Annotated in this window: 8 protein-coding genes; 6 read left to right on the top strand and 2 right to left on the bottom strand. The window is 44.6% G+C overall.

All coding sequences use genetic code 11. The features are described from left to right. Positions 1 to 93: 93 nt before the first annotated feature. The 5 genes from L2740_RS14210 to ushA all read left to right on the top strand — a co-directional run bounded on the left by L2740_RS14210 (position 94) and on the right by ushA (position 11,146). Positions 94 to 1,298, top strand: a protein-coding gene (locus L2740_RS14210; protein ID WP_248950799.1) for an IS3 family transposase whose coding sequence is annotated in 2 segments (ribosomal slippage) — positions 94 to 445 and positions 445 to 1,298 — 1,206 coding nt in all. Because the reading frame shifts where the segments join, the coding sequence is not laid out codon by codon here. 894 nt (positions 1,299 to 2,192) lie between these two features. Continuing rightward, positions 2,193 to 3,245 carry a porin gene (locus tag L2740_RS14205; protein WP_248950798.1) on the top strand — a complete coding sequence of 351 codons (1,053 nt, stop codon included), beginning with the start codon at positions 2,193 to 2,195 and terminating at the stop codon, positions 3,243 to 3,245. A gap of 31 nt (positions 3,246 to 3,276) precedes the next feature. Beyond that, entirely contained in the window at positions 3,277 to 6,531 is a 3,255-nt protein-coding gene (locus L2740_RS14200; RefSeq protein ID WP_248950797.1) for an ExeM/NucH family extracellular endonuclease, read from the top strand. Positions 6,532 to 6,605: 74 nt separating this feature from the next. Continuing rightward, positions 6,606 to 9,245 (top strand): endonuclease, encoded by a 2,640-nt coding sequence (locus L2740_RS14195; protein ID WP_248950796.1) that lies wholly within the window; start codon positions 6,606 to 6,608, stop codon positions 9,243 to 9,245. 167 nt (positions 9,246 to 9,412) lie between these two features. Beyond that, entirely contained in the window at positions 9,413 to 11,146 is a 1,734-nt protein-coding gene (ushA, locus tag L2740_RS14190; protein WP_248950795.1) for a bifunctional UDP-sugar hydrolase/5'-nucleotidase UshA, read from the top strand. A gap of 305 nt (positions 11,147 to 11,451) precedes the next feature. Here ushA and L2740_RS14185 read toward each other — a convergent pair whose 3' ends face one another. Together L2740_RS14185 and xseA are read right to left on the bottom strand one after the other, a co-directional pair. Further along, positions 11,452 to 12,165: a hypothetical protein gene (locus L2740_RS14185; protein WP_248950794.1), complete on the bottom strand. Its 714-nt coding sequence runs from the start codon at positions 12,163 to 12,165 to the stop codon at positions 11,452 to 11,454. 141 nt (positions 12,166 to 12,306) lie between these two features. After that, positions 12,307 to 13,644, bottom strand: a complete 1,338-nt coding sequence (gene xseA, locus L2740_RS14180; protein WP_248950793.1) for an exodeoxyribonuclease VII large subunit — start codon at positions 13,642 to 13,644, stop codon at positions 12,307 to 12,309. Between the two features lie 120 nt (positions 13,645 to 13,764). Here xseA and guaB point away from each other — a divergent pair, with 120 nt between their 5' ends. Further along, positions 13,765 to 15,237, top strand: coding sequence for an IMP dehydrogenase (gene guaB, locus L2740_RS14175; RefSeq protein ID WP_248950792.1), 1,473 nt, complete (start codon positions 13,765 to 13,767; stop codon positions 15,235 to 15,237). Positions 15,238 to 15,239 lie beyond the last annotated feature (2 nt).

Below are 15,239 nucleotides of genomic sequence, written 5' to 3'. Positions count from 1 at the left end.
ATAGTTAAAAAGGAACCCTAGGGTTCCTTTTTTGTTGTCTTTGACCCATCCTAAATAACGTTGACACTTTTCAAACCTTTTTTGGAGAGTGTGATGAAATCAATAAGTAAGCGAACCCAGAAAGATTACTCCCTTGCTTTTAAACTGGCTGTCGTGGACCAGGTAGAAAAGGGAGAAATGACCTATGCGCAAGCTCAAAACCATTATGGTATTCAAGGATGCTCTACTGTTTTAGTTTGGTTACGTAAGCACGGTCGGTTAGATTGGTCTAATGGCACACCGAGGTTTCTTTCAAAAGGCCGGACTATGACTAAAGTGAAAACTGAACTGACTCCTGAGCAGCGGATTAAAGCGTTAGAAAAAGAATTAGAAGATACCAAAATCAAAGCAGAATTCTTTGAGGCCGTCGTTAACGTTTTAGAAAAAGACTATGGGGTTCGTATGGTAAAAAAGCCCAAAGGAAAATCGTTCAAGAAAAAGCCATCCTAAAGTTATCAGTTGCTCGAGCATGTCGATATTTAGGGATTTCACGTCAGGCGTATTATCAACAATGTCAGCGCCATAGCCGTCAGATATTGTTTGAGGAAAGCGTGATAGAGTTCGTTCAGTTTGAGAGAATGATTCAGCCGCGTATCGGTGCGAGAAAGTTGAAATACTTGATGCAAAACTGCGAGCTAAATATTGGCCGAGACAGGTTATTTAAGTTGCTTAGAGGGCATCGACTATTGGTGCCAACAAGGCGTGCTTATCATAAAACAACGAATAGTCATCATCGTTTTCACTGTCACCCTAACTTAGTCAAGTCTGGGCTGAATGTGACAAAGGCTGAGCAGTTGTGGGTGGCAGATATTACCTATCTACCGACACACTCAGGGGAAACTTATGTCAGTCTAGTCACAGATGCTTACTCACGAAAAATAGTGGGCTATCAAGTTGATGACAACATGAAGACGAGCTCAGTCAAGCAGGCTTTTAGGCAGGCATTAAGAAATAGACAAAGCAGTGGTCACCTTGTTCACCACTCAGATAGAGGCATACAGTATTGTTCAGCAGAGTATCAAGCATTACACCATAGGCACGGAGTCACATGCTCAATGACGGATGGCTATGACTGTTATCAAAATGCACTTGCAGAGCGGATAAATGGAATACTTAAAAACGAATACTTGATTAGCAAACCAAATGACCTTACAGATGCAAAAAGAATGGTTGCAGAGTCGGTAGCAATTTATAATCAACGAAGGCCACATATGGCCTTAAAATACAAAACGCTCGATGAAGTTCATCGAGCGTTTTAAACTGAAAAAGTGTCAACCTATTTCAGGACTAGTCACTTGAGTTTGATTTTTGGCTTTGGCCCTTAATTTTGTTAAGAATTAGCCATGGGGGAAAGCACTTGCTCCCGCTCTTGGTTCCACAAGAGTAAACCCTCAGCGGCCTAGACGAAGTAATTTGGATTAGATAGGAGCCTCACTCTTCTTCGAAATAAGCTAACGCTGCCGATAGTGCACCTGATGTGAATGGCTTTGGCACAGGTTTATTTAATCTCTTAAATAAAGTTTAACGACAGGCACTTATCTCCCTACCTCACGTTGATTAAGCCTAAGGATGATGAGATTTTACTCTGCATAGGTACGAAGCACCTGTTGCGTTGTTGCATTAGGAGCCAATACTTTATTATCAACATAAGATTTTCAGGCTTGGATTTGTAAAGCCTTGCTGGCATCCTCCTATTGTCGCTGATTAATGATTAAAATTTAGTTTTTTATAAAAAAATCCCTTTGATTCTCACGTCATTTCATACAAAAAAACACCCACCACTGTTCCGGCATAAGTAACTGTTTTTTTTAGCATCTATACGCTTCACATCGCCAGTCTGTTCTCTTGTGTAATCAATGGTGTTCTGTTTTTCTTTATTTAACAAATGCTTATGCATTCTAAATGTGATAATTCCTTCTTTTTTTTGTTGTGAAATTCTGCAACAATCGCGTCGCACGTTAATAGAAATTAGCGGCTTTATTGCAAATTGGGGTTAATTTATGGGATATGTAACAAAAATATTAACCGTTTCGTCATCGAACTCTCCACCTACCTGACTATTCAGAAGTTTCAGATATTACTAATAAACATTTTTAATTTTGAGTTTGGTCTTCAAATATAGGCTGACAAATTACTAATCGGAAGTAACGGCAATGTTAAATAAATCAACAGTTGCGATCGCTATCATCACCATGCTTAGTGCTGGTTCAGTGAACGCTGTAATGCTAGAGGGTGAAAGTCAAGGTGACCACGTTCGCTTATATGGCGAAGTGGGAGTAGGTGGGCATTTTGATACTCATGCAGATTACAACCACGATGAGTTTTACGATACCAAGGGCTATGTAGATGATAGCTTTGCGACTCTGGGCGTAACGGGTCAACGTCAACAATTCACTTATCGTCTAGAGCTAGATTACCAACGCCGTAATTGGCTTGGAGGCGACGGCGAGTTTGAGTTGGCCATCGACAAGTTGTACGTAGGTTATGTCTTAACCGAGCAGCAGTGGGTCGAGCTTGGCTTGACAGATACAGCATTTGACGATTACGACCACTTCGGTGATTTCACCTTCAATAAGTCAATTGAAACAGGTGAAGCAGGTGACCAAGAGAATACCGTTAAGTACCAAGCTAAGTTTGAACATCTTATTACAGGTGTTTCCTATTCATATGACGGTGAGCACAAAAGTGGTGCACTGCAGGGTGACATCGTTAATGGCTATGTTGGCTGGATGTCTGATCTTCTGTCTGTTGTGGTTGGCCTAGAAACTCGCGGTGGCTCTAATGGTGTCAGTAAATATGGTGAGCAGCAACAGATAGGTTTCGGTGCACGCCTCAAGCTGATGCCAGAGTTCTCGATTGGTGTAAATGGCTTTATAGAAGATGAAGACTTGTCTACACGTAAAAGCGGTGACGTCCACCTCGATTATCAAACTTTCCGCAACCAGGGGCTGACGGTAAGCGCCAAGTACGACCTGAATGAACATTGGGAAATAATCAGCTCTGTAAATCACGAAGAATACGAAGGTTGGGATTTGATCAGCCCGAATTATGACTACTCAGAGTTGCCACCAGAATACGGAAAAGAACGTCGTTGGGCCAGCTTAGGTTTTAACTATCGCCCAGCTAGAGACATAGTGCTGTCTCTAGAAGGGCGTGTTGGCGAAGCCCCTGAAGCTGGCTACGCATATGTGCGTATGTACTTTTAATCCGAATTAAATCAATTCTATAGAGTTTACTATGAAAAAAAGTTTCCTATCGCTAGCCATTGCTAGCACCATTAGCGTGGGCGCCTTTGCTGGCGTTGAAGACTTGCTGATCACTGAAATGACGCAAAGCACCGATGCTAATGTGGGCACCGTTGAGATCACTAATACAGGCTCAGATGCCTTCACCTTCACCGATGATATTACTGCTTACCAACGCTCTAGCGGTAAGTACGACAATGAGTTACTAAACGCTGATGCAAAGCCGCTGTTGACTGGTCAGACGCTTGCTTCTGGTGCTTCTATGGTGATTGTCAATAGCAGAGCCAGTGAAGAGTTTCGTAATGCCATCATGGCTCAAGGTGGCACTGTTGTTATCTCTACCTATGACAGCAGTAATAAGTACAACAATCTGTTTATGACAAGTGATGACGGTTTCTTCCTGAAAAATGGGGATACTGTTATCGACCGTGTTGGAGCAGCAAATGAGTCTAGCAAGTGGGCTCCAAATACCACTTTACGTCGTAAAAAAGCTGCTGATGGCAACAATCCTGCTCAATCAGGCACTTTCGATGCGACCAAGTGGCAGAACATCTTACCAATAAGATTTGATGATTTAGGTAAATCAGTGCTACCTGCCGCTGATGCAGAAGACATAATGGACATCTTCACATGTCCAACAGATAGGAGTGAAATTAAGGCTCCTAGCGAAGTTCAGGGCACAGGATTTACCTCGCCTTTAATTGCTGCAGGTAAGACTGAATCAGAAGAAAAGATAGCTGTAGAAGGGATCGTCTCAGCTAAGGTGTCTATTCCGAATGAGGGCTTCTATCTTCGCAATATTGCCTCTGATAACAATCCAGAGACTTCCGATGGTATCTTTGTTAGTTCTAGTGCAGCCGGTGAATTGAAGGTTGGTCAGACAGTTTGTATTGGCAGTAAAGTAGTAGAGTTTGAAGGTCAGACTCAACTATCTGCAGATACTGCATTTAGCTGGAATGTTACTGATACTGACATCTTCACTCAGCCTACCGATATTGAGGTTATTAGCTCTGATAACGGCTCATTCGATAAGACGTTGGAACGTTACGAAGGAATGTTGGTTAACCTGCCTACAGATTTGGACCCTCAGACTGATGGCGACCAAGATATGCGTATTACTCGCAGCTTCAGTTACAACTACCTTTTAAGTAGTAAAGGGCATAACCGCAACAACATGGTGGCGGCTTATAAACGTCCTAACCTTCAGCCAAACCATTTGCATGTGGCAGGAAGCCCAGAGTCGAAGGCGGCCTATGAGCAAAACAATGACTATCGTTTAGTGATTGAAAGTGCCACTAAATCCAATGGCACCGAGTTGCCTTATTACGCTGGTTTTAACAGTGACCCACACACCAACTACATCCGTATCGACGATAGTTTAATCAACGCGGAAGGTGTGATCAGTCAGTATGAAACTGAGTTGATCCCTGGGACTGACAAGTATGATCAAGACTATAGCCTGACTATAACCAACCAGTTGACGAGTGATAACTTTGTTCACAACTTACCGCGTACTGAGACACCAGATCTGAAAGATACTGTGGCAGATGATGATTTTGCTATCCGTATTTCTAGTCAGAACCTGTTTAACTTTTTTAACTCTCCTTTCGGTGGCGACAACAACAACTTTGGTCAGAGCCGAGGCGCAGATAGCTACGATGAATACATTAACCAGAGAACCAAGCTGGTAGAAATTATTCGTGCTCAGGATGCCGATGTCATGGCGCTGATGGAGATTGAAAACAACGGTTTTGGTGATGCTAGTGCAATTGCCGAGATTGTGAATCAGGTTAATATTCAATATGTGGATGAGAGACCTCAGGATTACAATGGTCCTAACTCTACTGAGAACCGTTATGTGTTTGTTGGTTTTGACAACAATGGCAATCAAATGTTGGATAACCTTGACGCCATTGGTTCTGACGCTATTGCAACAGGCATCATATATCGTCCAAGCAAGATGAGCATTGAACGTACTCGTGTTATCCCAATGCCTCAACAAAAAGCACCGACTATAGTGAATGACTTAGGTGAAGTGATCAAAGACCAGAACCAAGAAATTCTAGAGAACGGTCAGAACTACCACCGTGATGCCTTGGTTGTAACCTTTATCGTTAACCAAACAGGCAAGCGCTTGACTCTAGCTGTAAATCACCTTAAATCAAAAGGCTCTACTTGTTGGGAAGAATGGCAAGGTGTTGAGTTTGGTAATGCTACCACCTGGAACAACCGTACGGCGCCAGATCTGGACTACCAAGGCTCATGTGCTGAGTTCCGTGTAGCAGGTGCCGTGCACTTAGGTGAAGAGATGGAAGACGTTCCAGGCGATAAGATCATCCTTGGCGACTTGAATGCTTATGGCAAAGAAGATCCTATATTAGTTCTTACCGAGAACCCACGCAACAAGACAATCGTTACCGCTAGTCACACCTTCCTTGGAGCTAAGCCTCAGTTCAACGAAGATGGCTCTCCAGTCATCATCACTAAAACTTATGGCTACATCGATATCGTCGCTGAAAAGCTCATGGAAAAGGGGAAGACACCTTGGAGTTACTCTTTCAGTGATGAAATTGGCTCACTGGATCACATCTTGATCTCACCTTCTCTAAAAGACCGCGTGATTGATGCCACTGACTGGCATGTTAATGCTGCAGAAACCGGCCTGTATGACTATCAAAACCGCTTTAAAGGTACCATCGACGGTACTGGAACGCATAAGTTCTACAAAGAGGACATCTATCGCGCATCGGATCACGATCCTGCACTAATCACCCTGAACTATAAGCCAGGTGATGCCGATCCTAACGTGCCTCTGAACCTGCCAAAGCTAAGAAAGCTAATCAAGGTTCCTTACCAGATCCCAACGGGTATTTCTACTCAAGTTGGCGATGTCGCAACAATCAGTATGAGTCCTGATGATGATGAACAGCGTTTAGATTTGAGCCAAATGCTGCTGCCTAATGTGGTGCTTTCTAATGATTCAACTGCATTGGTCAACTTCGAGGTCTTTGGCGCACCATCTGCTATCTACAAGGTGACCGTAAGGCTACAGCGAGATGGAAAAATTGTAGCAGGCTCTGAGCAATCTTTCCTAGCGAAGGTATCTAACCGCGACTCCTTGATTGCGGACATTGTAGAGGAAGAAAGCGACCAAACTGGTGGTGACGGTAAAGCTGGCAGCACAGGTTTTATTAGCTTGTTATCCCTGTTCGGGCTGGCTGCTATGCGCCGTCGTCTTCGCAAATAAGCCTTTTTCTCGACAATGAAGCGCCTGCTTTCGGGCTGTGCGCTTCCCTTAAAGGATTCAAAAGAGATAACATTATGAGAATTAAAAAGAGTGCAGTTGCTACAGCGACTGTCATGTTTTTAGGCACCCTTTCCACTGCTGCCAATGCTAATCTAGTTATTACTGAGTACATCGAAGGTAGTAGCAGCAATAAAGCGCTTGAGATATCCAATGTAGGCACCAGCACCTTAGATTTAGATGCTAATGTTTATAAGCTGACGTTGTTTAGTAATGGAAAAACTGATCCAGGTAATACCGAGACGCTAACAGGTACTCTGCCACCTGGAAAGAGCATCGTTTTTCACAACTCTGGGGCGGCCGATGCCTTCAAAGTGGGTAACGCTTCAACCATAACTTATTTCAACGGTGACGATGCCTTGGTATTGACCAAGGATGATGCTGTGATCGATCGTTTTGGTAAATTGGGCGAGGACCCTGGTTCTGCTTGGACAGATCCAAATAACACCGATTTCTCCAGTGCTAATAAGACGCTGCGTCGCAAAGCCACTGTTACCACAGGTGATACCGATGCAGCAGCTGCCTTCCCTACTGGTGACCAATGGCTAGTGTTTGATACTGACACGTCTGACGGCCTAGGCTGCGCAGGTGAAAGCGCTTGTAGCGCTGAAGCCACTCCAGGGTTACTGCTGATTACCGAATACATCGAAGGTAGCAGCAGCAACAAAGCGATTGAAATTTCAAACGTTGGTGGCACAGCTATCGATCTTGATGCCAACGTTTACAAGCTGACGCTATTTGGCAATGGTAAGACTGAGCCAGGTAATACCGAGACGCTGACGGGCACTCTGGAGCCAGGAAACAGCCTTGTTTTCCATAATTCTGGTGCAGCTGATGCGTTCAAAGTAGGCAACGCTTCTACCGTAACTTATTTCAACGGTGACGATGCCCTAATATTGACAAAAGACGATGTGGTTATCGATCGCTTCGGTAAGCGTGGTGAAGATCCGGGGTCTGCTTGGACTGATCCAAACGATGCAAATTTCTCCACCGCGAATAAGACCCTACGTCGTAAAGACAATGTCACTGCTGGTGACACTGTTGCCGAAGCCGATTTCCCCGGAGTCAACAACCAGTGGACTGTATTCGACGTTGATACCTCTGACGGTCTTGGCTGTGCTGGTGAGAGTGCCTGTGATGGCTCAGTTACGCCTCCAGAACCAGAGCCAGAAACAGGTCCTTGCACTAACTGCGAGACGCTGACACCAGTTGCCGACCCTACTACATTCAATGCTGAGATCTATTACTCTGATGTATTAAGTGGCGATTTTGCCAATGCAGATGAGCTTAAAAACGCCCTGTCTGCAATCATTGCTAAAGATCACAAGTATCTGACGTATAAACAAGTTTGGAGCACACTGACCTTCGCAGATCAAGATCCCGCTAACGATAAGAATGTTATCGAGATCTACACGGGTGCCTCTATTTCCAAGTACGACAACCAGACGAGTGGTAGCGGTGCCGGTAAGTGGAATCGTGAACACGTTTGGGCCAAGAGCCATGGCTTCCCTAGCGACTCTCAATGGGGCTATACCGATGCCCACCACCTTCGCCCTTCAGATCCTGGGATCAACACTGCACGAAGCAACAATGACTTTGGTGCGTGTAGCGACACTGGCGAAGAGGTTCTGTTCAACGGTCAAGGTACGGGCAACTACCTAGACAAAACTACGGACTGCTGGGAGCCTCGCGATGAGGTGAAAGGCGACGTGGCTCGTATGATCATGTATATGGATACTCGTTATCAGGGTACCGATACAGCGACAACCAATATGCCTGATCTAGTTGCAGTCGATCGTCTAACGACTACTGCTGAGGATAGCGAACCGCTAATCGGTACGCTTTGTACTCTGTATGCCTGGAACAAGTTAGACGCTGTTGATAGCTACGAGCAAAACCGTAACAACCAGGTATATAAATATCAGGGTAACCGTAACCCCTTTATTGACCGCCCTGAGTTAGTGCAGCAAGTGTATGGTGCAGCTTGTGATGACGACCCAAACCCTGGTTTGATAGTCGAAGGTGATATCGTAACTCCTGACAGCGTAACTGAAGGGGCTGCATATATCATCGATGCTTCTGAAATCAAAGCTGGTGAAGGTGTTGCTCTAACGTATAAGTGGGAACAGATTGTTGCTGAAGAAAAGCTCCTTGTTGGTGACAAGGCGATATTGTCTCTGACTGCGCCAATGGTCAAAGCCGACGAGACTTTGAACTTTACCTTGACCATCAGCGACGGAAAGTTGGAAACAACTAAAGCTATCAGTCTGCTCGTGACTAATGTGCCTCTGACTTTAGATGTGACGTTTACTGGCAACACTCAGCTGACAGAAGGTGATAACACTACCATTACCGCGACTGTTGCTGATGCTCCAGAAGGTACGAGCTACAGCTGGAAGCAGGTGTCTGGAGACACAGCTGTATTTACCGGTACAGGCCTGACACTTGATGTAACCACTCCTAGCGTAAGTATTGATCAAGTTCTTGTGTTCGAGCTCACGGCAACTGTTGGCGAAGAAAGCGTCAGTAAGTCTGTTAGCATTGAGGTGAAAAACACCGAAGAACCTGGTTGGACTAAGCCTGAAAGTGCGGGGAGTTTAGGTGGCCTTATCACGCTACTTCTACCTCTACTGTGGTGGCGTCGCCGCCAAGGCTAATCATCAGTTAAGCCTATAAAAAGCAGCACTGGGGGGCACTCTGGGTGCTGCTTTTTTAACTTTATAAACGTTGTCTAAACCTCGCCTTATGCCCTTTGTTCTCAGCATGAGAAATCAGCCATTAAGCCAAGTAACAACGCTTATCTGAATAATATTGAAGGATTATTATGAATACTTCACTCCGTCATTCGTGCTTGCTTCTTACAGGCTCAGCCATCGCTCTAGCGATAGCATTGAGCGGTTGTGGAAAGAAAAAGCTGGAAGAGGCACCTAAGGTAACAGCATCTATCGCCTGTCAAGCTGCTGGTGATGACTGCAAGCGCTTCACCTTGCTTCATACCAATGATCACCACGGACGTTTTTGGCAAGGCTCTAGAGGTGAGTATGGTATGGCCGCAAGAAAAACCATTCTCGACCAAATTCGTAAAGAAGTCACCAAGCAAGGTGGGGAAACGTTACTGCTCTCAGGTGGCGATATTAACACTGGTGTACCTGAGTCTGATCTTCAAGACGCCGAGCCAGATTTTATCGGCATGAACCACCTTGGCTATGACGCCATGGCCGTGGGTAACCATGAGTTTGATAACCCATTGCCCGTAATGGATAAGCAGAGAGGCTGGTCAAAATTTCCTTGGTTATCGGCCAACATCTATCGCCAGGTCGATGGTGAATGGCAACGCTACTTCGAACCCTACAAGCTATTCGAGATCCAAGGCTTGAAACTAGCGGTAGTCGGCCTGACTACCGAGCATACTGCTGAGATCGGTAATCCAGAGTTCGTTAAAGATCTTAAATTCACTTCTGCTCAAGCGGAGGCGAAAAATATTTTGGCAGAGCTTGAAGAGCTGTATCAACCGGATCTTGTTTTTGGTCTCACCCATATGGGTCACTATGAAAATGGTAAACATGGTAGTAACGCGCCCGGTGATGTTGCCCTTGCTAAAAGCCTAAAGCCTGACCAGATCCAAGCAATCATTGGCGGACATTCACAGTTGCCAGTTTGTATGGAGGGTGACACAGGTGAGTATGTAGAAGATTATGGTCGAGATGAGCCTTGTAAACCTGATCGTCAAAATGGCACTTGGATCATGCAAGCCTACGAGTGGGGCAAGTTCGTTGGTCGCGCCGATTTTGAATACTATGGCGGTAAGCTACACTTAGCAAACTACGAGTTGGTACCAGTGAATACAGAAACCAAGTTTGGTTCCTACTATCCGCCTCATATGCTAACGCCTAAGGATAAAGAAACTCTTGAACTACTTCGCCCTTATCAACGTAAGGGCCAGCTGCAGTTGAGAGAGCAGATTGGAGTTGCAAAGGCGGACTTCATTGGCAAACGTAAGATTGTTCGTTACCAAGCTACGCCTCTGGGGATGATGATTGCACACGCTCAAACTCAGCTTCCTATCCCGGCAGATTTTGGGATCATGAACTCAGGTGGTATTCGCGCCACCATAAAGAAAGGGCCTATCCGATATCGCGATGTGCTTAAGGTACAACCTTTTTCCAACAGTGTGACTGTGACCGAGATGAATGGTGCCGAACTGAAAAAGTATTTGTCTAAGGTTGCGCTTAAGACTCGAGGCTCGGGAGGCTTTGCTCACTTCAGCGGCATCAAGATGACCGTTGACTGTAAAGCTAAAGATGTCGATATCAAAACTGTTGGTGACAAGCCTTTCAAGCTTACGGATACATATCGATTTACTCTTCCGAGCTACAACGCGGCAGGCGGTAATAAGTATCCTAAATTGAAGGAAAAGGCGAGAGACACAGGCTTTATTGATGCAGATATGCTTTATCAATTCATCAAAAAGCATGACACGCTCGATCCTGTCAACTTTGACAGAGCGAAAGATGTTCGCTATATCAACTCCAGAAGCTATGATGGCTGTGGCAGTTAATCTTATTTGCTAATCATTGCTCCCTTAAAAATAGAGGCTAACCTTTCGGTTGGGATCTATTTTTAAGGGATACGTTCCTTAAGTAACACCTAGCCTTGTTGTCGATCCCAATGTAATAAGTGTCCATGATTTTCAGGCTTAAGTGGTAGTTGCTATAGATAATGCATAATGTTGTCAAATAGATATAGGTGAACTGTCTCGGACCTTTCTATCATGGGCTACAGCATTGCACTGGCACTAGTCCTCCTTGCGGTATTGGCAAGCACCTATAGTTTATACTGACGCTTCATTTATTCTTTTATTGACTATTTTGTACTTTGCTCGACAACATCTATGAGTCGTTGTCTCAATGGCTCGCTCATGGGAAATGTAAAGCTTTCTCCCTGCATTATTGCTACGGGCTCAATAACCTGATCTTCCTCGTATGCCACAACATAGTCATTGTCGCTCACCATTTTTTGGTAATGTGTTATCGCATCGATTGCTGTTTTTCGTCCAAGGTCTTTGTAGGTGAACTCAGAAGTATGACTTAACTCATATTCCGTGTCTCTTTGTTGTTGAAAACGTCTATCGGTGCGACTGACAAAGCCGCGCATGCCGCCGGTTTCAATATAAGAGTTACTGGTGCCTTCAATTCGATTGACGCTAATACCGTCTGGCGTAGTGATTTGATGACCACTCCAGAAGTTAATTTGCTTATGTTTTAAATCAATCCGGATATCGTTGATTTCTAAATGCTTAAACATATCATTATTGGTAGTACGAGTATTATAGCGATACTGCACAATTAAGTTTTCAAAAGGACCATCTTCACCTGAATGATGACAAGTAATACTGACAATATCAGGTAGAGGCTCGCATAACCGACCGACTAATTCTGGTTTGAATCCATGTTTTATTGCTGCCGCGCTAAATGTGTCAGAGATGACGACTTTACTCTCTGGTGTTGCGTATGTATTCAAGCTTAGTGCAGCCAGCATAAGGCCTGCTGACAAGTTTATCGTGTTGCTGATTTTCATATGATTATTGGGCTTGTTGTTTATTTTTAATTGATTAAAACTGACGACAATATTGAGTTGCCGTCAATTATGCGAATATTTTGCCTAAAATGCGTTAATCCCACGCACTCAAGTTGGTAGCTTGCTTCAAATAACTCTGAGTTAACTCACTTCAACCACGGTAGAAGTCACACTGCCATCACGCAGGCGCGTAGTAAGTGTATCGCCAATGCAGGTATCAGACGGAGACTGCACCACTTTGCCATCAGCTGAAAGCGTAATGCTGTAACCACGGCTTAATGTAGCAAGCGGGCTGACGGTTTCTAATTGTTGTGCGCGGTGAGCAAGGCGCTGTTCACTCATCTTTAATTTATCATCCATGGCGTCATTAAGTTTGGCGCTTAAATAATTCAAACGCTGGGCTTCAAGAGTAAGGCGATGCTGCGGTGATTGATTAGCCAAGCGGTTACTTAAATTTTGCTGTTTTAAAGTATGTGCATGTAGCTTAGTTTGCATGGCTTGTTGTAAACGTAGTTGCATTTCATCAAAGGTTTGCTCATACATCTGCAGGCGACGCTGCGGATCTTGTTTTTGCAAGCGATGCTCAACAGTTTGCACTTGGCTTTGTTTCTTGAGCTGATAATGCTGCCAAGCTTGTTTGAGGCGCGATAACTGCGATAACAGCTTTTGCGCTTTATTGTCGGCATCTTTTGATAATAGCTCTGCACCTGCTGATGGCGTTGGCGCGCGAAGATCGGCAACATAATCACTGATGGTCATATCCACTTCATGGCCAACGGCTGACACTACTGGAATACCACTATTATAAATAGTGTGGGCCAGACCTTCGTCGTTAAAACTCCATAAATCCTCAAGTGAACCGCCGCCGCGAGTTACCAATAAAACGTCTACTTCTGCACGGGTATTAGCAAGATTGATGGCATCGCAAATACTTTTGGCGGCATCAGTGCCTTGTACTGGAGTGGGGTAAATAATGACTTCAATCGATGAGTCGCGACGTGCGAGTACATGTAAAATGTCGCGGATAGCTGCGCCGGTCGGCGAGGTGACGACACCAATTTTTTGAATATTCGCCGGAAGTGGACGTTTGGTGTCAGTGGCAAATAAACCCTCTGCCGCCAGTTTCATCTTTAATGCTTCATATTGCTGGGCGAGTAAACCGTCACCGGCTGGTAGCATAGATTCAATAATGAGTTGGTAATCGCCACGAGGTTCATACACGCTAATGTTGCCTTTAACTAACACTTGTTGACCGTTAGTGGGGCGAAAGGTCACCGCTTGATTGCGGCCTTTGAACATGGCGCAGCGTATTTGTGAAAAATTATCTTTGAGGGTTAAATACCAGTGGCCTGAGCCTGGCGCAGCAAAGTTTGAAATTTCAGCATTGAGCCAAATTCGGCCCAGCTGACCCTCTAAAAGTTGTCTAACTTCACCATTAAGGCGAGAGACGGTATAAACATCGTTTTTTGGGGTTTTCATAATTTTTTTACACACAAATGCGAATTAGAGTGTATTTTCCATTTACCAACCCAGATATGCAAGGTATAATCTCGCCGCAATATTTCACCTCTAATTCCTACTCTCTTGGGGAGATGTTGCATGTTAAGATTGAAAAAAGAAGCGCTAACCTTTGATGATGTGTTGCTGGTTCCAGCGCACTCTACCGTCCTCCCAAATACAGCTGTTTTAAAAACACGCCTGACGAATAAGATTGAGTTGAATACTCCAATCGTGTCTGCTGCTATGGATACCGTTACTGAAGCTCGTTTAGCTATTGCTATCGCGCAAGAAGGTGGCCTTGGTTTTATCCATAAAAACATGACGATTGAACAGCAAGCTGAAGAAGTTCGTAAAGTTAAAATTTACGAAGCTGGTATCGTTCAGCAGCCAGTAACGGTAACTCCTACAACTACGCTAGCAGATCTTAAGGCATTGACCGAAAGAAATGGTTTCGCAGGCTATCCTGTTGTAAACGAAGCCAATGAGCTTGTAGGTATTATTACTGGTCGTGACGTACGTTTTATCACTGATTGGTCGCGTACCGTTGATAAAGTGATGACGCCAAAAGAGCGCTTAGTAACAGTACCTGAAGGTACTAAACTAGATGAAGTTCAAAAGCTTATGCATTCTCACCGTGTTGAGAAAGTATTAGTTGTTGATGACAACTTCAAGCTTAAAGGTCTAATTACAGTTAAAGACTTCCAAAAAGCTGAGCGTAAGCCAAATGCATGTAAAGACGAGTTAGGTCGTTTACGTGTTGGTGCTGCAGTGGGTGCAGGTCCTGGTAACGAAGAGCGTGTTGATGCCCTAGTATTAGCTGGCGTTGATATTTTGCTAATTGACTCTTCACATGGACACTCAGAAGGCGTTTTACAGCGTATTCGTGATACTCGCGCTAAATACCCTGATTTACAAATTGTTGGCGGTAACGTGGCAACAGCTGAAGGTGCTTTAGCACTGGTTGAAGCGGGCGTTAACGCAGTTAAAGTGGGTATTGGTCCTGGCTCAATTTGTACTACACGTATTGTTACTGGTGTTGGTGTACCGCAAATTACAGCAGTATCTGATGCAGCTGCAGCGGTTAAGCACTTAGACATTCCAGTTATTGCCGATGGTGGTATCCGCTTCTCTGGTGATTTAGCTAAAGCATTAGCTGCGGGTGCATCGTGCATCATGGCTGGTTCCATGTTTGCTGGTACTGATGAAGCTCCTGGTGAAACTGAGCTATATAACGGCCGTGCATACAAGTCATACCGTGGTATGGGTTCTCTTGGCGCTATGACGCAAACACAAGGCTCATCTGATCGTTATTTCCAAAGTGATAACGCTGCAGACAAGCTAGTACCTGAAGGTATTGAAGGTCGCGTAGCTTACAAAGGTAAGTTAAAAGAGATCATTCACCAGCACATGGGCGGTTTACGTTCATGCATGGGTCTAACAGGTTGTGCAACGATTAAAGAGCTAAACGAGAAAGCTGAGTTTGTGAAAATCACCGCTGCGGGTATGGGCGAGTCGCATGTTCACGACGTAACGATTAGTAAAGAAGCACCTAACTATAGCACTCGTTCTTAATT

It is taken from the genome of Shewanella pneumatophori, assembly GCF_023283895.1.
In the GTDB taxonomy this organism is placed as follows: Bacteria; Pseudomonadota; Gammaproteobacteria; order Enterobacterales; family Shewanellaceae; genus Shewanella; species Shewanella pneumatophori.
This window is presented reverse-complemented; position numbering and strand designations above follow the sequence as displayed.